Below are 19,871 nucleotides of genomic sequence, written 5' to 3'. Positions count from 1 at the left end.
ATCACAATGGGAGCCATGGCGCGGTTGGTGAAGCGGATCCTGTTCGTCCTGCTCGGCAGCCTGCTGTCCGCCCCGTATGTCGCTGTCGTCGTGTGGGCGATTGCCCTCTACCGCTTCGGGTCGGTCAATCCGCTCGCGCCGCTGTTCGGCACGGGCGTGGCGATCGGCCTTTTCGCGGTGCCAGCGGCGCTGCGTGTCACGGCGTCCCTCGAACGCACAGCCTCCGACGAGCTCCTCGGGACCCGGCTGGGCCGAGACGCGCCCCCTGCTGAGCTAGGCGACGTGCTCCGAGCCGCGCTCTGGTTCGGCGTCCACCTCGCCACAGGGTTCCTCGCGGCGGTCTTCCTCGTGATTCTCCTCCCCGCGACCGCTGCGGTCGCCGTCGACGCGCTGGGCGGCGGCCCCGGCCTGATCCCAGGCCTGCTCGAGGGCGTCGGTACGGGCACGACGGCGGTGCTGCTGTCCGCGGGCACGCTCGCCTCGGCGGCGCTCCTGACCGTGGTCGTATCGCAGCTGCCCCGATGGGCGGCGTTCCTGCTCGGGCCCTCCGCGGGACAGCGGGTGGCTCTCGCCGAACGCGAGGCCCGCGCCGCCGCGGCAAGGAACCACCTCGCCCGCGAACTCCATGACTCGATCGGCCACGCGCTCACCGTGACGACGCTCCAAGCGGCCGCGGCACGGGCCCAGCTCGGCACTGATCCCGGCGCGGCCTACGCGGCGCTCACAGCAGTCGAGGAGACCGGGCGCCGGGCCCAGGGGGAGCTCGACGCCGCGCTCGCGGTGCTCCGCGACCCGGGAAGCCCCCAGGCCTCGGGCACGCTGGCTGAACCGCCCGGGCTCGCGCAGCTCGACGAGCTGGTTGCCACGTTCAGCGCCGCGGGCCTCACCGTCCACCTGACCGCCGATCGCGCGTGCCGGACTGGCGCGCTGCCGGCGGGGGCGTCCCGCGAGGCGTACCGGATGGTCCAGGAGGCACTGACGAACGCGCTGCGGCACGGCGCCGAGCCGGTGGCCCACGTGTGGCTCGCGCTCGACGGCGCGTGGCTGCGGATCCGTGTCACGAACCCCTCTGACCCGGGCACGCTCGTGTGCGCGAGGCCCGGCACGCCGTCCACGGGCCGGGGACTGCTCGGCCTGCGCGAGCGGGTGCTCCTTCGGGGAGGCAGCCTCGAGGCGGGCCGGAGCGACGGGACGTGGACGGTGGTCGGTGCCCTGCCGCTGGGCGACAGAGGAGACCGGATGGAGGGCGGAGACCCATGGTGACGGTGGTGCTCGCGGACGACGACGCGCTGGTCCGCTCGGGCCTGCGGGCCCTGCTCGCCGCGGCCGGGGGGATCGACGTTGTGGGCGAGGCCGCGGACGGCGCGGAGGCGGTGAGCGTCGCGCGCGAGGTCCGGCCCGACGTCGTGCTCATGGATGTGCGGATGCCGGGAATCGACGGCATCGAGGCAACCCGGATCCTTGTCTCTCGGCCGTCGCCGCCCAAGATTCTCGTGCTCACGACGTTCGGCAGCGACGACTACGTTTTCGCGGCGCTCCGGGCTGATGCGTCGGGATTCCTGCTCAAACGCGCCCGGCCCGAGGAACTCGCCACCGCCATCGAGGCAGTTGCCGCGGGCGAGAGTCTCGTCTTCCCTGAGGCCATCCGTGCCCTTGCCGCGCACGCGGCGCAGGGCTCCGAGCAGGAGGTGCCGCAACGCGGCGAAGGCTGGGCCCGGCTCACGCCGCGCGAGGAGGCCGTGCTGCGTGCGGTGGCCCGAGGGATGAGAAACGCCGAGATCGCCGCGACGATGTTCGTGGCGTCGGAGACGGTCAAGACGCACGTTGGGTCCGTGCTCGCCAAACTCGGGGTCCGGGACAGGACGCAGGCGGTCATCGCCGCCGATGAGGCCGGGTTCATTGATCCCCGGACGCCCCGCGCTCCTTCGGCTTGAGGGGTTCGGGGTGCTCGAACGCGTCGAGCAGCGTGGGGACCACGCGCGCGATCTGCCACTTGCGGGCGCCCAGGTCCCGCAGGGCGGAGGCGAGGGACTCATCGGTGAGCGGCTCGGGTGGCCGCCAGGCGACCCGGCGCAGGTAGTCCGGAGTCAGCAGGTTCTCCGTGGGCATCCCGAGGCCCTCGGCGACCGAGGCAATGCGTGGGCGGGCGGTCTTGAGCCGTGCGGCGGCCGCGGGGTCGCGATCGTCCCACGCGCGGGGCGGAGGCGGTCCCGAGCTGGAGACGTGGAGAGGGGGAAGCTCGTCGAGGCGCCGCGCCGCCGAGATCGCCCTCAGCCAGCGCGGTGCCTCGCGCTGCGCAGCCCGTCCGTGGAACCCCTTCGTGGTGAGCAACTGCGGCACGGTGGTGGGCATCGCGCGGGCTACGGCGACGAGCGCAGAGTCCGGAATGAGCTTGCCGGGGGCGATGTCCCGCTTCTGGGCCAGAGCGTCCCGCTCGAGCCAGAGTTCACGGACGGCCGCAAGTTCGCGACGGTCGCGGATCTGGTGCACACCGGACGTGCGGCGCCAGGGTTCGGGCTTGGGCTCGGGGAGGCCCGCGGCCAGGATCGCGGCGAACTCCTCCTGAGCGATGCCGAGCTTGCCTTGAGACTCGAGGAGGTCCGCGAGCTCGTCGCGCAGTTCGACGAGAACCTCGACGTCGAGCGCCGCATAGCGCAGCCAGGGTTCGGGGAGGGGGCGCGTCGACCAGTCGGCCGCCGAATGCTCCTTCGCGAGGCCGAACCCGAGCATCTGCTCGACGACGGCGGCGAGGCCCACGCGTGGAAGGCCCGCCAGACGCGCGGCGAGCTCAGTGTCGAACAGCTCATCGGGCCACATCCCGAGCTCGGACAGGCAGGGAAGGTCCTGCGTCGAGGCGTGGATGATCCACTCGACGCCCGAGAGCGCCTCGTTGATGACTGAGAGGTCCTCGAACGCCTCGGGGTCGATGAGCCAGGTCCCCGCCCCATCGCGCCGGATCTGCACCAGGAAGGCGCGCTGGCCGTAGCGGAAGCCCGAGGCGCGCTCGGCGTCGACGCCTGCCGGACCTGTGCCCGCTGCCAGCGCGGTGGCAGCGCGCTCGAGCCCCTCAGGGGTGGAGATGACCAGCGGAACGCCATCGCGCGGTTCGTCGAGCTCGACGACGGCCGGGATGGGCACTTCGAAGCCGTCGACGACGATGCTCTGCGGAGCGTCCTTCGGAACTGCTCTGCTGGGCTCCGAGTCCGGATCGGCCTCCGGGCCCGTCCGCGGTCCGCCGCCCGCTCCCGTCCCCGTGCTTTCGTGGGTGTCGTCCTGGGGCTCCGCGGTCATGATTCCGCCAGTCTAGCGCCGTCGTCGGATTTCACCGGTCAACGGGACTCGGCCCGGCGGCCGCGGCGGGGGAGCGCGGAGACGCCGGCGGGGAGTGGCGGCACCCCGGCGAACGTCGCCACCATGTCACACCAGGCTTCGAGATGGTCGGTGAGATCAGGGCCGGCCGGAGTCCAGGAGGCCCGCAGCTCGATGTCGATCGTGTCGCTGCGGTCTGCGAGGGTCCCATAGGTCTCGGACAGCACACGGGTGGCCGTTCCGCCCGCTGCGGTGTACTGGGCGTGGTGCTTCTCGAGGGACTCGACGAGCCAGGTCCATGCCACCGAGCCCAGGAGCGCATCGTTGCCCATCTCCGGCTCGAGCTGCGCCCGGATGTAGGTCACGACACGGAACGTGCCCGCCCACACCTCGGGCGGCTCGGGATCGTGCAGGACGATGAAGCGTCCCGTGGCGAGCTCTTCGTCTCCCTCGATGACGTCGGCCTCGAGCGCCACGGCGTACTTGGCGAGCCGTGCGGGTGCCGGGATCTCTTCGAGGCGGAGGCCCCCCGGGCGAGCCGCGCTCGTGGCACTCCGCAAGGAACGGAGGGCGGCCAAGAAGTCCGCAGGCAGATGTGCTGATGCGGTCACCATCACAGGGTACGCCGGGCCCACGAGTCTGGGGGGAGCGGCACGCCGGAGCTGGGTGCTGGGCCCGCTCGGGAGGCCGAGCCGCCTAGCGGGCCACTTCCTCCTTGAGCGCGGCAGCGAACGCGTCCACGTCGTCCTCCGTCGTGTCGAAGGAGCACATCCAGCGGACCTCACGCCGTGCAGGGTTCCAGTCGTAGAAGCGGAACCGTGCGCGCAGACGATCCGCGACCCCCTCGGGCAGGATCGCGAAGACTCCGTTGGACTCGGTCGCCTGGGTGAGCTCTACGCCGTCAACTCCTTCGACCGCTGCGCGCAGCCGCGCCGCCATCGCGTTGGCGTGGGCGGCCGAGCGCAGCCACAGGTCGTCTTCCAGCAAGGCCAGGAACTGCGCCGAGACGAACCGCATCTTGGAGGCGAGCTGCATGTCCATCTTGCGCAGGTACGTCAGGCCCCGCGATGCCTCGGGGCTGAGGGCTACGACGCACTCGCCGAAGAGCATGCCGTTCTTCGTCCCGCCGAACGAGAGCACGTCGATGCCGGCGTCCGTGGTGAACTCCCGGACCGGGATCGCCAGGCCGGCGGCGGCGTTCGCGAGGCGTGCGCCGTCCATATGGACCTTCATGCCGAGGGCGTGCGCGTGGTCGGTGATCGCCTTGATCTCGGCCACCGAGTACCGCGTGCCCAGTTCAGTGGTCTGCGTGATGGAGACCGCGAGAGGCTGTGCGCGGTGTTCGTCGCCCCAGCCCCAGGCCTCGCGGTCGATGAGCTCTGGGGTGAGCTTGCCGTCCTCTGCGGGCACGGACAGCAGCTTGAGCCCGCCCACGCGCTCCGGGGCGCCGTTCTCGTCGACGTTGATGTGGGCCGTCGTCGCGCACACGACCGCGCCCCAGCGCGGCACGAGCGACTGGAGCGACACGACGTTGGCCCCCGTCCCGTTGAACACCGGGTAGGCCTCGACGCTGGCGCCGAAGAGCGCGGTCATCTCGCTCTGGAGCCGCGCCGTGTACTCGTCCTCGCCGTAGGCGACCTGATGCCCGCCGTTCGCCGCCGCGAGGGCCGCGAGCACCTCGGGCTGGGCGCCCGAGTAGTTGTCGGACGCGAAGCCGCGGACCGAGGCGTCGTGCAGGGGCCATCCGGCCGGGGCCGAGGGGGACAGGGCGTGCGCAGACACGTCAGAAGCAGAGGGGAAGGAAGTCACAGTCACAGCCTAAGGTCGGGGCGGGGATCAGGCGGTCAGATCGATGAGGCGGTCAGATCGATGCGGGAGCCGTTGACGTCGGCGGCATCGTCGGAGAAGAGGGCCACAGCGCGCGCAGCCAGGACGTCGACGTGCGTGTAGCCGGGAAACCGGCGGTTCGGCTCGGCGGCGCGCATCGCCTCGTCGAGGAGCGCTTTGACCGCGAGTACGACGGCGGCGCTCGTCTGAGGTTTCGGATCCTCCTTGCGCGCGGACTCCAGGAGCGAGAGGCCCTGGGCCATCGACCTCGTCCAGGCCTCGGCGGCGGCCTTGGCGGCCTGGTAGTTCGCGTTGGCGGCACTGGGCCGGGCCAGCGTCGTCGAGGACACCATGGCGAAGCGCCCGCGCTGCGACGCGGCGACGTCTTCGAAGAACGCCCGGGAAGTGTTCCGCAGCGTCGTGATGCCGCCGCGGGCGAGGAAGTCCCAGTCTGCGTCGCTCTGGTCGGCGAAGGTCCCGCCGCCACGCCATCCGCCCACGAGGTGGATCACACCGTCAACGGCGCCGAATGCGCCACGCACGTCCGCGGCGAGCGATTGGACAGCCCCGAAGTCGGCGAGGTCGCAGGTTCGCTGGGGGACCGCGCCGTCGCGCGCGCCCGGCTCCCCGAACGCTGCGGCGAGCCGGGCGGCGTCGCTGCCCACGGCGATCGGCGTTGCGCCGGCAGCGCGCAGGGCGCGGACCGCCGCGCGCCCGGAAGCCGAGGTGGCTCCAGCGACGACGACGACCGCGCCCTGCGCGCCCGGGCCCGGAGTCGGCTCCGGCTTCACGCGGCGTCCGGGTGGCCGGGCAGCGCGGTGTCGCCGGTGATGCCGGCGGTGGACTCGATCACGGAGCGCATCTTCTTCTCCAGGGCCTCGTAGAACATCGACAGCGGGAACTCATCGTCGAGGACCTGGTCCGTGATCTCGCGCGGGGTCCCCGTCAGCGGCAGGGCGTCGGGGCCCTTGGCCCACCTCGATGCCGGATGGGGGGTCACGGTGTTCGAGACGAGCTCGTACGCTGCGAGCCAGTGTGCCACCTTCGGGCGGTCAATGGAACGCCAGTACAGCTCGTCGATCGAATCGCCGAGGGCGCTCACCACCTCGGGCACCCGGTCCCAGTCGATCGTAAGCTTCGTGTCGGTCCAGTGGAGCACGTGGTGCTGGTGCATCCATGCGAAGAGCAGCTGCCCACCGAGCCCGTCGTAGTTGCGGACCCGGCCTCCCGTGATGGCGAAGCGGAAGATCCTGTCGAAGATCACGGCGTACTGGACGAGCTTCGCGTGCCGGCGTGCCTCGGCAGCCGCCTTCTCGTCCCGCTCGATCCTGACTGATTCGCGGAACGCCGTGAGGTCACAGCGGAGCTCCTCGAGCGAGTAGAGGAAGAACGGCATGCGCTGCTTGATCATGAAGGGGTCGAACGGCAGGTCGCCGCGCATGTGGGTGCGGTCGTGGATGAGGTCCCACATCACGAACGTCTCCTGGGCCAGCTTCTGGTCCGTGACGAGCTCGGCGGCATCGGCAGGCAGCTCGAGATTCGTGACCTTCGCGGCGGCGTCGAGCACGCGGCGGAAGCGCGCGGCCTCACGGTCGGCGAAGATGGCGCCCCACGTGAACGTCGGGATCGAACGCATCGCGACGGTCTCGGGGAACAGGACGGCGGAATTCGTCGCATATCCGGGCGTGAAGTCGAGGAAGCGGATCGGAACGAAGAGCTTGTTGCTGTAGGCGCCGGACTCGAGCTCGGCGACGAACTCGGGCCACACGACCTCCACGAGGACGGCCTCGACGTAACGGTTGCGGCTTCCGTTCTGGGTGTACATCGGGAAGACCACGAGGTGCTGCCGGCCGTCGGTGCGATCAAGCTGGGGCTGGAACGCGACGAGTGCGTCGAGGAAGTCGGGCACACCGAATCCGGTGGCTGCCCACGAGCGGAAGTCCTCCTGGAGCAGCCGGAGGTACTCGGCGTCGTGCGGGAAGCGGGGGGCGAGGGCTGCGACGGCGGCGACGATCGTGTCGACCAGGACCCTGGCATGCTCGGCGTCCGATGACTCGGGCACGGAGCCATCCTGGGACTGGAGGCCCTGGAGGCAGATCGCAGCATCCTTGAGGGCGAGCCAGGCGGGGTCGGCCTGGACGGGGAGCAGGGGATTCGATGCGACGGGGGTCGCGACAGCGTTGGCGGTCATGTCACTCTCGCTTTCTATCAGCTGCCCCGAGCGTAGCGAGATACCGGCTTGCCTGAGTCTGAAATAGCTTGAGCATCAGAAAGAATTATGCTTGAGGGGACGCGCGACGACGGAGGCGGGCCTCGCGCTGATCCTCGCCAGCGCGCGACCCGCCTCAACGGGGGGTGTGATTCAGCTCTCGTCCGGAACGAGCACTAGGGAGATCGAATTGATGCAGAATCGCTGGTCCGTCGGCGTCCCGTAGCCCTCGCCCTCGAAGACATGGCCGAGATGGGAGTTGCAGGTCGCGCACCTGACCTCCACCCGGTCCATGCCCAAGGTCCGGTCGTGCAGGTAGATGACGGAATCATCGGCAAGCGGCGCCCAGAATGAGGGCCAGCCGCAATGCGAATCGAACTTCGTGGTGCTCGTGAAGAGCTCTGCGCCGCACGCGCGGCAACGGTAGGAGCCCTTCGTGTGCGTATCCCAGTACTCTCCCGTGTAGGCCCGCTCGGTACCGGCCTCGCGGAGCACGCGGTACTCGTCCGGCGTGAGCTGGGCACGCCACTCGGCATCGGTCCGCTGGACCTTTCCCTGGACGTCCGTGGCGGAGGCGTCAGGCGTGGAGTCTGATGTGGTGTCCATGCACACTCCAACGCTCAGGAGTCGCCGATGAATCCCGTTCCGGCGTAGAGATGCAGTACCGGGATGCCGATCTTCCGCTGGGCCTGGTTCGCCCAGTCCGTATGGAACGTGTCCTCGATCGCGTGGGGGAGCGTCACGACTACGGCCTGCTCCGCCCCCGTCGCTGCGGCTTTGTCGGCCAGCGCCTGAACGGGGTCGCCCTCGATGATGCTGCCTGTCACGCCGGTTCCGAGGCCTTGGAGGGCCGCGATCGAGGTATCGAGAGCGGTCTGGGCGACCGAACGCGCCACCTCGGGCGCGGGGCCGCCAGCGGAGAGTCCACCGACGGCCTTGGAGAACTCGAGCATCGAGAGGTGGTCGAGGAAGTCGATGACGAGCCGGCGCTTGCGTCCGGCGGGGACGAGGACCTCGAGCGCGGCGGCACCACTGGCCAGCAGGCCCTCGACGGCCTCCCGCTCGCTCGGGCCTAGGGCAACTTCGGTCAGGATGAGGATCGGGGCGCTCATGAACACAGACTAGGCCAGCGCGGGTACTGCGGGGGAGAGGCGTGCTCCCGCACGGGGTGTGGCGTCCTCTCCGGCCCTGCTGGGCGCCGCGACCGCCTGGCGTTTGCCACAATGGGTCCATGCCCGACCGAGTGACCAGCGCGCCGTCGTCCTTGCCGCACCTGCTCTTGCCGCAGCCGTCCTTGCCACAGCCGTCCGCGGTCAGGCGCTCCGCATCAGAGCCCCTCCCGCGCACAGTCTGGGCACTCCTCGGCGCCGGCGGCGCACTCGCGCTCGCGTCCGCGGCGGCGGCGTCGAGCTCGGCGCTCGCCGCGTACTTTGCCCGACGCATCATCACGCCCGAGCGGATCAAGGCAGAGGACGAGGAGGTCCTCGCCGTCCAGGGCGAGGGCTCGGCGCGCCGGGTCATCCTCCGGGCCACCGGGGAGACACGGATCGACGGCGAGTACAGCCTCTTCTTCGACCGTGGGGCCGGCCATGTTCGCCTCGGGCCCCTCGAGGACTTCACGCCCGAGGAGTCGACCGTGACGCGCCGGGTCCTCGCGGAGTACGCGGGCGATGTCACGAAGGCGGTGCGGGCGCGCTGGAGCGGCTACGTCTTCAGCTCCCCTGCGGATGTGGGTCTCGAGTACGAGGACGTCATGCTCCCGCTGGACGTCGGCTCGGCGCCGGCCTGGCATGTTCCGGCGGCCGACCCGCGGTCGACGTGGGCCATCATGGTCCACGGCCGGGGCGCCATGAGGGGCGAAGGGCTGCGGGCCGTGACGAGCGCCCACGCGCTCGGGATGCCGAGCCTGCTCATCTCCTACCGCAACGACGGCGAGGCACCCTCGACGCCGGACGGGCGGTACGGCCTCGGCATGACCGAGTGGCGCGACGTCGAAGTCGCGATCCAGTACGCGCTCGACGCCGGTGCGCGCGACGTCGTGCTCTTCGGCTGGTCCATGGGCGGGGCCATCAGCCTGCGCACCGCCGATTCCTCGATGCTCCGCGAGCACGTGCGCGCGCTCGTGCTCGACGCTCCGGTGGTGGACTGGGTGGATGTGCTTGCGTACCAGGCCCGTCTCAACCGCATCCCCTCGGGGGTCGGGCGGCTCGGGCAGCTCCTCCTCGGGCAGCCGTGGGGCAGACGCCTCACGGGCCTCGCCGCCCCGCTCGACTTCCGGGCCATGGACTGGGTCTCGCGCGCCGTCGAACTGCGTACCCCCACCCTCGTGCTGCACAGCGTCGACGACGACTTCGTGCCAGTGGGTCCCTCGCTCGAGCTAGCGAAGCGCAACCCCGAGATGGTCACGCTCGAGACGTTCAGGCATGCGCGGCACACGAAGGAGTGGAACGTGGACCCGGAACGCTGGGAGACCACCGTGCGCTCGTGGCTGGCGGACGTACTCGCGCCTCGCAGGGTGCCGGGGCGCACCGAGTAGGGCGTTCGCCGTTGTTCAGCCGGTCGTGCCGGTCAGCCGGCGGTGCGCAGCCGGGCGACGACGGCGCCGGTGAGCCGCACCAAGTCCGCCGGCGCGAGTTCGATGTCGAAGCCGCGCCGCCCACCCGAGACGAGCACCGTCTCGTGCTCGAGCGCCGAGTCGTCAATGGCCGTGGGCGAGGACTGGCGCTGCCCGAGCGGGGAGATGCCGCCCCGCACGTAGCCGGTCCGGCGCTCAGCCGCAGCAGGATCGGCCATAGCCGCCTTCTTGGCTCCGAATGCGGCGGCGGCGGCTTTCAGGTCCAGGCTCCCGATCACGGGCACCACGGCGACGCACAGCAGGCTACCGCTGCTCGACGCGACCTCGACCATGAGCGTCTTGAACACACGGGCGGGGTCTGCCCCGAGGGCCTCGGCCGCCTCGAGCCCGTAGCTCACGGCCGAGGGATCGTGGGCGTACGAGCGCGCTGTGTAGGCGACCCCGGCGACGTCGAGCGCCGTCGTGGCCGGCGTGCCCGGGCCATGGGGTTCCTTGGACTTCTTAGCCACGTCAGCCTAGAGGGCACTCTCCGCGCACCTTGCGCTTGATCCGGCCGAGCATCGCCGACATGCCGCGCATCCGCAGGGGGCTTACGAGTCGCGTGAGGCCGAGCTCCTCGGGCATGTCATCCGGGACAGCGAGGATCTCGGCGGCAGTGAGCCCGTCGAGACCCTCGTGGAGGACCGAGGCGAAGCCCCTGGTCGTGGGGGCCTCCGGTGGGGCCGAGAAGAAGAGCCGCACCACCGGACCAGCTTGCGCCGGCGTCCCCTCCGGGGCGGGCTCCGACTCGATGGCGATGAACAGGGGAGACTGGCACTCCACGACCTGCTCCAGCATCTCGGGGTGGTCCTTGAGCCGCTCGGGGAGCTCGGGGAGAGCGCGCGAGAACTCGAGGAGGAGCTGGAGCCGGTCGCGCTCGTCCACGGCCTGGAAGTCGCCGACGATCTCCGCCAGCGCAGTGGGAATGGTATTCGTGCTCATCTCCTCCAGCCTACGCGCAAGGCCCCACCGAACGGCGTGTGTTCGCCGTCGGCAGGGCCTTGTGTGACTCCGGATTGCCGGGCCTCATGGTTGGGCGGCAGGATTGCCGCGCCTCAGCTGAGCGGCCAGGCCGCCCTTTCCGCCTCTCCGATCGGGGCCGCAGGATTGCCGCGCCTCAGCTGAGCGGCCAGGTGCCTCGCGATTCGCCCTTCACAATCGGCACGCGCACAGCGTTTCCCCACTCGGTCCACGAGCCGTCGTAGTTGCGCACGGTGTCGAAGCCGAGGAGGTACTTGAGCGCGAACCACGTGTGGCTCGAGCGCTCGCCGATGCGGCAGTACGCCACGACGTCGTCGCCCGCCGTGAGCCCGGCCTCGCCCAGATACAGGTCCTCGAGCTCCTGGCGCGACTTGTACGTGCCGTCCTCGGCGGCCGCACGGGCCCACGGGATCGACGCCGCAGTCGGGATGTGGCCGCCGCGGAGGGCGCCCTCCTCCGGGTAGGCCGGCATGTGGGTGCGCTTGCCCGAGTACTCCTCGGGGGAGCGGACGTCGATGAGCGGCTTGCCGAGGTGCGCGAGGACGTCGTCCTTGAACGCACGGATCGGGGTGTCGTTGCGGGCGACGACGGGATAGTCGCCTCGCGCGGGAGCCGGCGCCTCGGTCGTGAGCTCGCGGCCCTCTGCGATCCACTTGTCGCGGCCGCCGTCGAGGAGACGGACGTCCTCATGGCCGAACAGGGTGAACACCCAGAGCGCGTATGCGGCCCACCAGTTGGACTTGTCACCGTAGATGACCACGGTCGTGTCCCGGGAGATGCCCTTGGCGGCGAGGAGTTCGGCGAACGCGGGGCCCTCGACGTAGTCGCGCTCGACTTCGTCGTTCAGGTCCGTGTGCCAGTCGATCTTGACCGCACCGGGGATGTGGCCTGTCTCGTAGAGCAGCACGTCCTCGTCCGATTCCACGACGACGAGCCTGCCGCTCGCGGCCGCGCCGGCGGCGAGCTGCTCGGCGAGCCATTCGGTGGAGACGAGACGCTCGGGATGTGCGTAGGCGGCGAACTTCTCGCTGCTGTCGACTGGGTAGCCCATGGTGTGCCTTTCGCTCGGCTGAGCCAGGGCGCGCGGTTCGTCACGGCGGGCGTTCGCCTCCCGTGGACAGACGTCCTGGACCGCGCTCCTGAGTGGTCCCCTCAAGCGTAGCCATGGGCCGCGGCCCATGGCTCCAGCGTGGTCTCGCTGGGAGTCACGCAGCGCAACATCGGTTGTGCGCCGAGGGCCGATCGTGGCCCTGTGCCGTTGAGCACAGACCGGCCGCGTGCGGCGGTGGCCGCGATATGCTGTCCGGTGGCCCTGCGACCCCTTGACCACGGACGGATTCTTTGGCGACTGTCGAACACCTCACCACCCGCACGCCTCGAGCGTCCGTCGAAGAGCTCCTGACCGGCCTGCACCCCTCATCGCGTTTCGGCGACGTCTCCTTCTCCAGCTACCGGCCGGATCCCGCCCAGCCAAGCCAGACCGCCGCAGTCAAGGCCCTCGAGGCTTTCGGCGACGGCATCACCGTCTCCAATGGCGGGCTCTTCGCCAAGCTCTTCGGCTCCAAGCCCAAGGGGCGCGCGGGCATCTACCTCGACGGCGGATTCGGCGTGGGCAAGACCCATCTCCTCGCCTCTCTGTGGCACTCAGCGCCGGGGCCCAAGGCCTTCGGCACGTTCGTGGAATACACGAACCTGGTCGGTGCCCTTTCGTTCCGCAAGACCGTGGAGGCCCTGAGCTCCTACCGGCTCGTGTGCATCGACGAGTTCGAGCTCGACGATCCGGGCGATACCGTCCTCATGTCCCGACTCATGCGCGAACTGGCCGACGCCGGCGTCAAGCTCGCGGCGACGTCGAACACGCTTCCCGGTTCTCTCGGTGAGGGCCGCTTCGCGGCCGTCGATTTCCAGCGCGAAATCCAAGTCCTGGCCGAGCAGTTCGACGTCGTCCGCATCGACGGCGAGGACTACCGCCACCGGGGGCTGCCGGCGGCGCCGGCGCCGCTGTCCACCGGCGAGCTCGACGCCCGGATGAATGCCGAGTTCGACGGCGGGCTGGTCGCCGTCGACGACTTCGGAGCACTCTTGAAGCATCTCGCCGGAGTCCACCCGAGCCGCTACCGCCAGCTCATCGACGGGATCGACGGGATCGTGTGGAAGGACGTCCACACCATCGAACACCAGGCTACGGCGCTGCGCTTCGTAGTCCTCGCCGACCGGCTCTATGACAAGGATGTGCCGATCCTGGCTTCGGGCGTGCCGTTCGATCAGCTCTTCACTGCCGAGATGATGGCCGGCGGCTACATGAAGAAGTACTTCCGCGCTGTCTCGCGCCTCACCGCCTTGGCCCGCGAGGGCCAGAGCCACGAGCCCTCCTGACCTCAAACGCCAAGTGCCGGTCCCGCCTCGCGGCGGTACCGGCACCCAGTGACGATTTCGGGCTGCTCAGGCTCCTTCGACGGCGGCCTCAGCTGGCGCGGACGGCTCCGCGACGGGCGCGGATTCGTGCGCAGGCGCGGCATCGGTCGGTGCGGTCACGGCGTTGCGTGACCCAAGCCTCCCACGAATTCGGAGGCGGCCTGCTGGACTCCATCGACCTGATCGGCGAGCTTTCCACCGGTCTTCTCGTCGATGAAATCACCGGCCTTCTCGATGCCGCCCTTCACAGCGTCGGCATTGCCGCCGATGAGTTCCTCAGCCTTGCCCTTGATGTCGTCGAGAAAAGACACGGCCACCTCCCTTCATGCCACCGGGGCCACATCGCCCCTCCTGTGGTAGATGGTAGCCACGCACCGCGCCCAATCCAACCACTGGGGCGCGAGGGGGGTTGCGCTGTCAGCGGACGGCCGGGAGCGGCGCGGCGCGTGGCCGCCGACAGGTGGGAGACTCCGGGGCGGCCAGTATGACGCGAGTTTCGTCGGGAATGCAGAACGGCGCCCCGAGGGGCGCCGTTGGGTCCGTGGGCGATACTGGGATCGAACCAGTGACCTCTTCCGTGTCAGGGAAGCGCGCTACCGCTGCGCCAATCGCCCGTGTTCAATTGTGAGGTTCCTGAGCGGACGACGAGACTCGAACTCGCGACATCCACCTTGGCAAGGTGGTGCTCTACCAACTGAGCTACGTCCGCAGGGGGAGCGCAGGGCTCCTCCGTGGGCGATACTGGGATCGAACCAGTGACCTCTTCCGTGTCAGGGAAGCGCGCTACCGCTGCGCCAATCGCCCTCACTCCCGTGAGGAAGCAGGTTGTCCACCGAGGTGGGGACGGGATTCGAACCCGCGTATACGGCTTTGCAGGCCGCTGCCTCGCCTCTCGGCCACCCCACCGTGTAGGCATCACGAAGATGCTTCGACAGTGTCCTGCGAGCGGACGACGAGACTCGAACTCGCGACATCCACCTTGGCAAGGTGGTGCTCTACCAACTGAGCTACGTCCGCAGGGTGTTCCAGTGCGCTGGGCAAGAAGAGACTCCCAGGGGATCTCTTTTCCGGCTCCAAGGCGCGCTTCAACGAGTAACGACTTTATCGGACCGCTAGGCAATGCACAAATCCGCGCGGCCCTTTCTGGAAGGTCGCGATGCGCCCTCGGGATTTGGCGGCCGGGGCGCTTCTGGGCTAGAGTCGGATAGCGCCGCAGGCCGGTAGGACCGTGCTGGTGGCAGCGGGCGATTGGCGCAGTGGTAGCGCGCTTCGTTCACACCGAAGAGGTCACTGGTTCGAACCCAGTATCGCCCACGTTCAGGACCCCCGGACCGCGTCCGGGGGTCCTGTTGCTTTTCGCAGGCCCGCCGGGCCGCGCCGGCAGGCCAGGTCTCCGGCGTCTAGCGTGCTCGTCCGTAGACTGTCGGACCGTCGTGAAAGGGTGGCCGCATGACAGCCCCGGAACTCGCAGTAGCCTCCCCTGACGGGTTCGGACGCATGTACCGGCGTTCGTCCCACGAACCGCCGACCGTGCCGTCAATCACCACGGTCATCGCACAGCAGCCAGTCGAACTCGACGGCTGGCGCAGCTATATGGCGGCGAAGCACGTCGCGGACCATCCCGACCTCCGGGATGTGCTCGCGGACCCCGCGCAGATGCGCCGGCTCGTGCGGACCGCAGTGGATGCCTCCGAGGCTTACGCACGCTCCGCGGCCGAGCGCGGGGACCGGGTCCATTCCTATGGCGAGCAGCTTGCCCTGCGCGCGCTCGGGCGCCAACATCGCGTCGAGGAGACGCGGGAAGCGCTCCGGGAGCATGGGGAAGAGGGGTTTGCCGAGAGCATGGACCGCTGGTGGGAGACGTTCGAGGTCGAGCCCCTCGCGGCGGAGCTCACGGTATGGAATCACACCCTCGGCTATGCGGGCACCCTCGATCTTGTGGCACGGATCAACGGCCGCGTGTGCCTCGTGGACTACAAGACGAAGGGAACCTCGCGCGACGGCCGAGTCAAGGCGCTCGACGACAAGGTCGCCATGCAGCTCGTCGCGGGCATGAAGGCCGAGGAGAGCCTTGTCGATGCCGAAGCCGGCACGTGGGAGCCCTGGGCCTACGGCGAGGATCCGCTGCTCATCGCTGTCGCCGTGGGGGAGACCGAGTACGCGGCCGTCCGGGTGAACCCCGACGTGCGGCGGCACCACTGGCTGACCTTCTGCCAGCTGCGGCGCGTGTGGGGGGCACGGGTTGACGCTGCGTCTGCCGGGCACACCTTGCTGCCGCTTCCCCCGCCCCCTGGCGCGTCGGCGTCGTGAGCCCGCCCGCCTAGACTTGAGGGGCATTCACACGGTGCCCAGCTCTTCCCGTACCCACAAGTGCTTGGTGTACGCAGTCCGCCCGAGAAAGGCATCCGCCATGGCCGTCTTGCCCATCAGGATCATCGGCGACCCCGTGCTCCGCACGGTCGCGGAGCCCGTGACGGACTTCGGCCCCGTCCTCAAGCGCCTCGTCGACGACATGCTCGAGACGATGGAGGATGTCGAGGGCGCCGGCCTCGCGGCGCCACAGGTGGGCGTGAGCCAGCGGGTCTTCACCTACCAGATGGCTGGCGAGCGCGGTCATGTGGTCAATCCCGTCCTGACGCTCTCGGAGGATTTCCAGGACGATGCGATCGAAGGGTGCCTGAGCATCCCTGGCGTGGCGTTCCCCGTCCGACGCCGGGCGCGCGCCAAGGTTGCAGGGTTTGACGTCGATGGAAATCCGGTCGAGTTCGATGCCGACGGACTGCTCGCACGCATCGCCCAGCACGAGACGGACCATCTCGACGGCGTCCTGTTCCCGGACCGGCTCGAGGGCGAAGACCGTAGGGCTGCCCTGCGGTCTATGCGGTCCATCAACTACAACTCCACGGTCGATGCGACCCTGGCCAAGCGCTCCGCCCACGTCGGCTCCGCCTTCGGGGCCGGGCAAGTGGCACCAGGAGCCTCATTCGGGGCAGGCGCCCGCACATGAGGATCCTCTTCGCGGGAACGCCGCAAGTGGCGGTACCGTCCATGGACCGACTCGTCGAGGCCGGCCACGAGATCGTCGGAGTGCTCACACGGCCCGACGCACCAGTCGGCCGCAGGCGGGTCCTCACGCCGTCGCCGGTCGCCGCCCGGGCCGAGGCCCTCGGCCTACCGCTGCTCAAGGCCAGCCGCGTCACGGACGAGGCCACGGCACAACTCGCCGCCTGGAACCCTGACGCCGCGGCGATCGTGGCGTACGGCGGGATCATTCCGCCCGCCGCCCTCGCTGTGCCCGCCCACGGCTGGATCAACCTGCACTTCTCGCTGCTGCCTGCATGGCGCGGAGCGGCCCCGCTCCAGTATTCCGTCATCCACGGCGATGACGTGGTCGGCGCCAGCACGTTCCGGCTCGAGGAGGGCCTCGACACCGGACCTGTCTACGGGACCCTCGTCCTCACGCCAGGACCGGAGGCCACAAGCGGTGAGCTCCTTGCCGAGCTCGCCGAGAGCGGGGCCGAACTTCTCGCCCAGACCATCTCGGGTATTGACGCCGGGCGCCTGGAGCCCCGTCCCCAGACCGGCGAGCCGACGTACGCCCCGAAGCTCACCCTCGACGACGGACGACTCGAGTGGAGCCTCCCGGCGGTCGCGCTGCACCGCCGTGCCCGCGGGGTCACTCCTGAGCCGGGCGCGTGGACGCTCCTTGACGGAGCGCGGCTGAAGCTCGCGCCGCCCCGACTCAGGCCGGACATCCAGGGTGTCCCTCCGGGCAGACTGGCCTGGGCGGGCAGGGCAGTCGTCGTGGGAACCGGCACTCACGCGCTCGAGCTCACGCGGGTCCAACCCTCCGGGAAGAAGATGATGCCCGCGTCAGATTGGGCCCGCGGAGCGGGAGACATCGAAGGGACGGTTCTGGGATGAGCGAACGCGGGGAACCACGCGACCGGGGGAGGGCTCGGTCCGGAGGCGACGGCGAGCGCCGTCGGGACCCTCGTCGGGACGCCCAGGGCCGGGAGCGCAACCGTGGCGGGGCCGCACCGCGCCGCTTCAGCGAGCAGGCTCCGAGCCAGCGCTCGCGCGCGGCGGACCCGGCGCGGCTCGTGGCGTTCGAGGTGCTGCGCGCAGTCTCGCGGGACGACGCCTACGCGAACCTCGTCCTGCCCCAGCGGATCCGCCATCATCGATTGGACCGCCGGGACGCAGGGTTCGCAACGGAGCTCGCCTACGGAGCCCTGCGCGGCCAGGGGACGTATGACGCGATCCTTGCCCTGAACGTCGACCGTCCGCTGGGCCAGCTCGATCCCGCCGTCCTGGACGTCCTGCGTCTCGGTACCCATCAGCTCCTCGGGATGCGCGTCCCGCCGCACGCCGCACTCAACCAGACTGTTGCGCTCACCCGCGCCGTCGTGGGCGCAGGTCCGGCCTCACTGGTCAACGCCGTGCTCCGGCGCGTCAGCGAGAAGGAGCTCGACGAATGGCTCGCCGAGCTTGAGTCTGCGCAGCCGGATGCGACGGAACGGGACGCACTGAGGTACTCCCACCCGGGGTGGATCGTGCGCGCCCTGAGGCAGTCCCTCGTGGCCCACGGCCGCGGTGCGGACGAGATCTCGGACCTGCTCGAGGCGGACAACGCGGCGCCCGTGGTCAATCTCGTCGCGCTTCCGGGCATCGGGACGCTTGACGAAGCACTCGATGGGGGTGCCCGCACCGGCGACCTCGTCGAAGGGTCAGCGCTGTCTGGCGGAGGCGACCTCGGACGGTGGTCCGCGGTACGTGACGGGACACTGCGCGTGCAGGACGTCGGTTCGCAGCTCGTGGCCCGTGCTGTCGCCGCCGCACCATTGGATGAACCCCCGCAGGACTCCGGGCGCAGGCCCGAGCGATGGCTCGACCTGTGCGCCGGGCCAGGCGGGAAGGCCGCGCTGCTCGGTGCCCTTGCAGCCGAGCGCGGCGCCACCCTGTTTGCCAACGAGGTGCTGCCGCACCGGGCCGAGCTCGTCCGCAAGGCCCTGCACCCGGTTCCCGCGGACGCGTGGGAGGTCCACACCGGCGATGGACGCACCCTCGGGACCGAGCATCCGGGTCAGTTCGACCGGGTGATCGCCGACGTCCCGTGCACGGGCCTAGGCGCCCTCCGCCGGCGCCCCGAGTCGCGGTGGCGCCGCTCGCCCAATGACCTCGCAGAGCTCGGCCCGCTCCAGCGGGCCCTCCTCGAGTCGGCGATTGATGCGACGGCTCCCGGCGGCGTGGTGGGCTACGTGACGTGTTCCCCCCACCCCGCGGAGACTACCGTGGTCGTCGCGGATGCCCTCAGACGGCGCGACGACATCGAGCTCCTCGACGCGGGAGCCGCCCTCGACGCCGTCGCGCTCCACCCGCTTGGAGCCGGCCACGACGGCACGGCCCAGCTCTGGCCGCACGTCCACGCCACCGACGCGATGTTCCTGGCCCTGTTCCGCAAGCTGCCGGCCGCCACGCGTCCGGCGGACCGTCGTCGATGAAGGAGTCCCCAGTGACCTGCTGCATCCACCCGAGCATCCTCTCGGCCGACTTCGTCAACCTCGAGGCGGAGCTTGCGAGGATCTCCACGGCGGACGCCGTGCACGTCGATGTCATGGACAACCACTTCGTGCCCAACCTCACCCTCGGCCTCCCCATCGTCGAGCGGATCCAGGCCGTCAGTCCGATCCCGCTCGATGCGCACCTGATGATTGCCGACGCCGACCGGTGGGCACCGCTGTACGCGGACTTGGGCCTCGCGTCTGTCACCTTCCACGCCGAGGCTGCCACGGCACCCATCAAGCTCGCGCGCGAGCTGCGGGCGAGGGGCTCGAGGGCGGGAATGGCACTGCGCCCGGCGACCGCCGTCGAGCCCTACCTCGACATGCTGGGCGAACTCGACCTGTTGCTGATCATGACGGTCGAGCCGGGGTTCGGAGGGCAGTCCTTCCTCGATGTCACGCTGCCGAAGATCCGGCGTGCCCGCGCCGCGGTTGACGGCTCAGACGCGAAGGTGGCCATCCAGGTCGACGGCGGCATCTCCGCTGCGACCATCGAGCGGGCGGCGGAAGCCGGCGCCGAGGTGTTCGTCGCGGGCTCGGCGGTCTACGGCGCGCAGGACCCGGCGGACGCCATTCGCCGGCTTCGCGGGCTTGCAGTGAGCGCGTCCAAGGCCTGAGGCCGCCCTTCGGGGCTTATTGTGACTGTCCGCACTTCACCACTGCGCGGCGTGTGGCACAATGTAGATGGCCGTTTGGTTGAACTGTCATTAAACACTTGACCAGACGCCTGTACCAATGAAGAACGTGCTCCGGGGTCGGTGAAAGTCCGAACCGGCGGTGATAGTCCGCGACCCGGCATCCTGCTTGTCACAGAGCGGGAGGCTGGTTGAGCCGGTGGAATTCCGGCACCGACAGTCAAAGTCTGGATGGGAGAAGCACGTGCAGTCCGCGGTGCGCCGAATGTGGCGTATCGCTTCTGTCGCAACCCCGGAGCCGCTGCGGTGAAGGGAAG

The 19,871-nt window shown here is 70.0% G+C and carries 20 protein-coding genes, 6 tRNA genes and 1 riboswitch; of the genes, 10 read left to right on the top strand and 16 right to left on the bottom strand.

Annotated features, from left to right (window positions below):
- Positions 1-15: 15 nt before the first annotated feature.
- Both RBS60_RS05575 and RBS60_RS05570 read left to right on the top strand, forming a co-directional pair.
- Positions 16-1,263, top strand: coding sequence for a histidine kinase (locus RBS60_RS05575; protein WP_307956540.1), 1,248 nt, complete (start codon positions 16-18; stop codon positions 1,261-1,263).
- Entirely contained in the window at positions 1,257-1,934 is a 678-nt protein-coding gene (locus RBS60_RS05570) for a response regulator transcription factor (RefSeq protein ID WP_307956539.1), read from the top strand. Before RBS60_RS05575 ends, RBS60_RS05570 begins: the two co-directional genes overlap by 7 nt.
- Here RBS60_RS05570 and RBS60_RS05565 read toward each other — a convergent pair.
- The 7 genes from RBS60_RS05565 to RBS60_RS05535 form a co-directional block, all read right to left on the bottom strand.
- Positions 1,897-3,291 carry a ribonuclease D gene (locus RBS60_RS05565; RefSeq protein ID WP_307956538.1) on the bottom strand — a complete coding sequence of 465 codons (1,395 nt, stop codon included), beginning with the start codon at positions 3,289-3,291 and terminating at the stop codon, positions 1,897-1,899. The two genes, RBS60_RS05570 and RBS60_RS05565, sit on opposite strands and share 38 nt — an antisense overlap.
- Before the next feature lie 38 nt (positions 3,292-3,329).
- Positions 3,330-3,923 carry a DUF3000 domain-containing protein gene (locus tag RBS60_RS05560; protein ID WP_307956537.1) on the bottom strand — a complete coding sequence of 198 codons (594 nt, stop codon included), beginning with the start codon at positions 3,921-3,923 and terminating at the stop codon, positions 3,330-3,332.
- Between the two features lie 82 nt (positions 3,924-4,005).
- Entirely contained in the window at positions 4,006-5,076 is a 1,071-nt protein-coding gene (locus tag RBS60_RS05555; RefSeq protein WP_307956729.1) for a low specificity L-threonine aldolase, read from the bottom strand.
- A 77-nt stretch (positions 5,077-5,153) separates the two neighbouring features.
- A complete protein-coding gene (locus RBS60_RS05550; protein WP_307956536.1) occupies positions 5,154-5,927 on the bottom strand; it encodes an SDR family NAD(P)-dependent oxidoreductase in 774 nt (257 codons plus the stop codon).
- Positions 5,924-7,327: a DUF6421 family protein gene (locus RBS60_RS05545; RefSeq protein ID WP_307956535.1), complete on the bottom strand. Its 1,404-nt coding sequence runs from the start codon at positions 7,325-7,327 to the stop codon at positions 5,924-5,926. The genes RBS60_RS05550 and RBS60_RS05545 overlap by 4 nt, the downstream gene beginning before the upstream one ends.
- Before the next feature lie 171 nt (positions 7,328-7,498).
- A complete protein-coding gene (gene msrB, locus RBS60_RS05540) occupies positions 7,499-7,951 on the bottom strand; it encodes a peptide-methionine (R)-S-oxide reductase MsrB (protein ID WP_307956534.1) in 453 nt (150 codons plus the stop codon).
- A 14-nt stretch (positions 7,952-7,965) separates the two neighbouring features.
- Entirely contained in the window at positions 7,966-8,457 is a 492-nt protein-coding gene (locus RBS60_RS05535) for a hypothetical protein (RefSeq protein ID WP_307956533.1), read from the bottom strand.
- 119 nt (positions 8,458-8,576) lie between these two features.
- Here RBS60_RS05535 and RBS60_RS05530 point away from each other — a divergent pair, with 119 nt between their 5' ends.
- A complete protein-coding gene (locus RBS60_RS05530; RefSeq protein ID WP_307956532.1) occupies positions 8,577-9,881 on the top strand; it encodes an alpha/beta fold hydrolase in 1,305 nt (434 codons plus the stop codon).
- Between the two features lie 32 nt (positions 9,882-9,913).
- Here RBS60_RS05530 and ybaK read toward each other — a convergent pair whose 3' ends face one another.
- The 3 genes from ybaK to RBS60_RS05515 all read right to left on the bottom strand — a co-directional run bounded on the left by ybaK (position 9,914) and on the right by RBS60_RS05515 (position 11,991).
- Positions 9,914-10,429, bottom strand: coding sequence for a Cys-tRNA(Pro) deacylase (gene ybaK, locus RBS60_RS05525; protein ID WP_307956531.1), 516 nt, complete (start codon positions 10,427-10,429; stop codon positions 9,914-9,916).
- A gap of 1 nt (position 10,430) precedes the next feature.
- Positions 10,431-10,901, bottom strand: a complete 471-nt coding sequence (locus tag RBS60_RS05520) for a SufE family protein (protein ID WP_307956530.1) — start codon at positions 10,899-10,901, stop codon at positions 10,431-10,433.
- Between the two features lie 175 nt (positions 10,902-11,076).
- A complete protein-coding gene (locus RBS60_RS05515) occupies positions 11,077-11,991 on the bottom strand; it encodes a sulfurtransferase (protein ID WP_307956529.1) in 915 nt (304 codons plus the stop codon).
- Between the two features lie 290 nt (positions 11,992-12,281).
- Here RBS60_RS05515 and zapE point away from each other — a divergent pair, with 290 nt between their 5' ends.
- Positions 12,282-13,316, top strand: a complete 1,035-nt coding sequence (zapE, locus tag RBS60_RS05510; RefSeq protein WP_307956528.1) for a cell division protein ZapE — start codon at positions 12,282-12,284, stop codon at positions 13,314-13,316.
- Between the two features lie 155 nt (positions 13,317-13,471).
- On the opposite strand, the gene RBS60_RS05505 is transcribed toward zapE, so the two are convergent.
- The 6 genes from RBS60_RS05505 to RBS60_RS05480 form a co-directional block, all read right to left on the bottom strand.
- Positions 13,472-13,666, bottom strand: coding sequence for an antitoxin (locus RBS60_RS05505; protein ID WP_307956527.1), 195 nt, complete (start codon positions 13,664-13,666; stop codon positions 13,472-13,474).
- A gap of 231 nt (positions 13,667-13,897) precedes the next feature.
- A tRNA-Val gene (locus RBS60_RS05500) sits at positions 13,898-13,969 on the bottom strand.
- Positions 13,970-13,991: 22 nt separating this feature from the next.
- Positions 13,992-14,064: transfer RNA gene (locus tag RBS60_RS05495), tRNA-Gly, on the bottom strand.
- A gap of 23 nt (positions 14,065-14,087) precedes the next feature.
- Positions 14,088-14,159 (bottom strand) — tRNA-Val (locus RBS60_RS05490).
- 31 nt (positions 14,160-14,190) lie between these two features.
- Positions 14,191-14,261: transfer RNA gene (locus tag RBS60_RS05485), tRNA-Cys, on the bottom strand.
- Between the two features lie 38 nt (positions 14,262-14,299).
- Positions 14,300-14,372: transfer RNA gene (locus tag RBS60_RS05480), tRNA-Gly, on the bottom strand.
- 225 nt (positions 14,373-14,597) lie between these two features.
- On the opposite strand from RBS60_RS05480, the gene RBS60_RS05475 reads away from it, so the two are divergent.
- From RBS60_RS05475 to rpe, 6 genes are all read left to right on the top strand, one after another.
- Positions 14,598-14,669 (top strand) — tRNA-Val (locus RBS60_RS05475).
- 135 nt (positions 14,670-14,804) lie between these two features.
- Positions 14,805-15,665, top strand: coding sequence for a PD-(D/E)XK nuclease family protein (locus RBS60_RS05470; RefSeq protein WP_307956526.1), 861 nt, complete (start codon positions 14,805-14,807; stop codon positions 15,663-15,665).
- Positions 15,666-15,765: 100 nt separating this feature from the next.
- Entirely contained in the window at positions 15,766-16,362 is a 597-nt protein-coding gene (gene def / locus RBS60_RS05465; protein ID WP_307956525.1) for a peptide deformylase, read from the top strand.
- Complete coding sequence (gene fmt / locus RBS60_RS05460) at positions 16,359-17,279, top strand: methionyl-tRNA formyltransferase (protein WP_307956524.1); 921 nt, start codon at positions 16,359-16,361, stop codon at positions 17,277-17,279. The genes def and fmt overlap by 4 nt, the downstream gene beginning before the upstream one ends.
- Positions 17,276-18,859, top strand: coding sequence for a transcription antitermination factor NusB (locus RBS60_RS05455; RefSeq protein ID WP_307956523.1), 1,584 nt, complete (start codon positions 17,276-17,278; stop codon positions 18,857-18,859). Before fmt ends, RBS60_RS05455 begins: the two co-directional genes overlap by 4 nt.
- Positions 18,856-19,536, top strand: coding sequence for a ribulose-phosphate 3-epimerase (gene rpe, locus RBS60_RS05450; protein ID WP_307956522.1), 681 nt, complete (start codon positions 18,856-18,858; stop codon positions 19,534-19,536). Before RBS60_RS05455 ends, rpe begins: the two co-directional genes overlap by 4 nt.
- 123 nt (positions 19,537-19,659) lie before the next feature.
- Positions 19,660-19,802, top strand: a riboswitch (FMN riboswitch).
- The last annotated feature ends 69 nt before the right edge of the window (positions 19,803-19,871 follow it).

The sequence above is a fragment of the Sinomonas sp. ASV486 genome, assembly GCF_030908215.1.
In the GTDB taxonomy this organism is placed as follows: Bacteria; Actinomycetota; Actinomycetes; order Actinomycetales; family Micrococcaceae; genus Sinomonas; species Sinomonas puerhi.
This window is presented reverse-complemented; position numbering and strand designations above follow the sequence as displayed.

Bases quoted from the DNA above. Each gene is read 5' to 3' on its own strand.
- RBS60_RS05575 (WP_307956540.1), top strand. From the start codon at position 16: ATGGCGCGGTTGGTGAAGCGGATCCTGTTCGTCCTGCTCGGCAGCCTG.
- RBS60_RS05570 (WP_307956539.1), top strand. From the start codon at position 1,257: ATGGTGACGGTGGTGCTCGCGGACGACGACGCGCTGGTCCGCTCGGGC.
- RBS60_RS05565 (WP_307956538.1), bottom strand. From the start codon at position 3,291: ATGACCGCGGAGCCCCAGGACGACACCCACGAAAGCACGGGGACGGGA.
- RBS60_RS05560 (WP_307956537.1), bottom strand. From the start codon at position 3,923: ATGGTGACCGCATCAGCACATCTGCCTGCGGACTTCTTGGCCGCCCTC.
- RBS60_RS05545 (WP_307956535.1), bottom strand. From the start codon at position 7,327: ATGACCGCCAACGCTGTCGCGACCCCCGTCGCATCGAATCCCCTGCTC.
- msrB (WP_307956534.1), bottom strand. From the start codon at position 7,951: ATGGACACCACATCAGACTCCACGCCTGACGCCTCCGCCACGGACGTC.
- RBS60_RS05535 (WP_307956533.1), bottom strand. From the start codon at position 8,457: ATGAGCGCCCCGATCCTCATCCTGACCGAAGTTGCCCTAGGCCCGAGC.
- RBS60_RS05530 (WP_307956532.1), top strand. From the start codon at position 8,577: ATGCCCGACCGAGTGACCAGCGCGCCGTCGTCCTTGCCGCACCTGCTC.
- RBS60_RS05520 (WP_307956530.1), bottom strand. From the start codon at position 10,901: ATGAGCACGAATACCATTCCCACTGCGCTGGCGGAGATCGTCGGCGAC.
- RBS60_RS05515 (WP_307956529.1), bottom strand. From the start codon at position 11,991: ATGGGCTACCCAGTCGACAGCAGCGAGAAGTTCGCCGCCTACGCACAT.
- RBS60_RS05470 (WP_307956526.1), top strand. From the start codon at position 14,805: ATGACAGCCCCGGAACTCGCAGTAGCCTCCCCTGACGGGTTCGGACGC.
- def (WP_307956525.1), top strand. From the start codon at position 15,766: ATGGCCGTCTTGCCCATCAGGATCATCGGCGACCCCGTGCTCCGCACG.
- fmt (WP_307956524.1), top strand. From the start codon at position 16,359: ATGAGGATCCTCTTCGCGGGAACGCCGCAAGTGGCGGTACCGTCCATG.
- RBS60_RS05455 (WP_307956523.1), top strand. From the start codon at position 17,276: ATGAGCGAACGCGGGGAACCACGCGACCGGGGGAGGGCTCGGTCCGGA.
- rpe (WP_307956522.1), top strand. From the start codon at position 18,856: ATGAAGGAGTCCCCAGTGACCTGCTGCATCCACCCGAGCATCCTCTCG.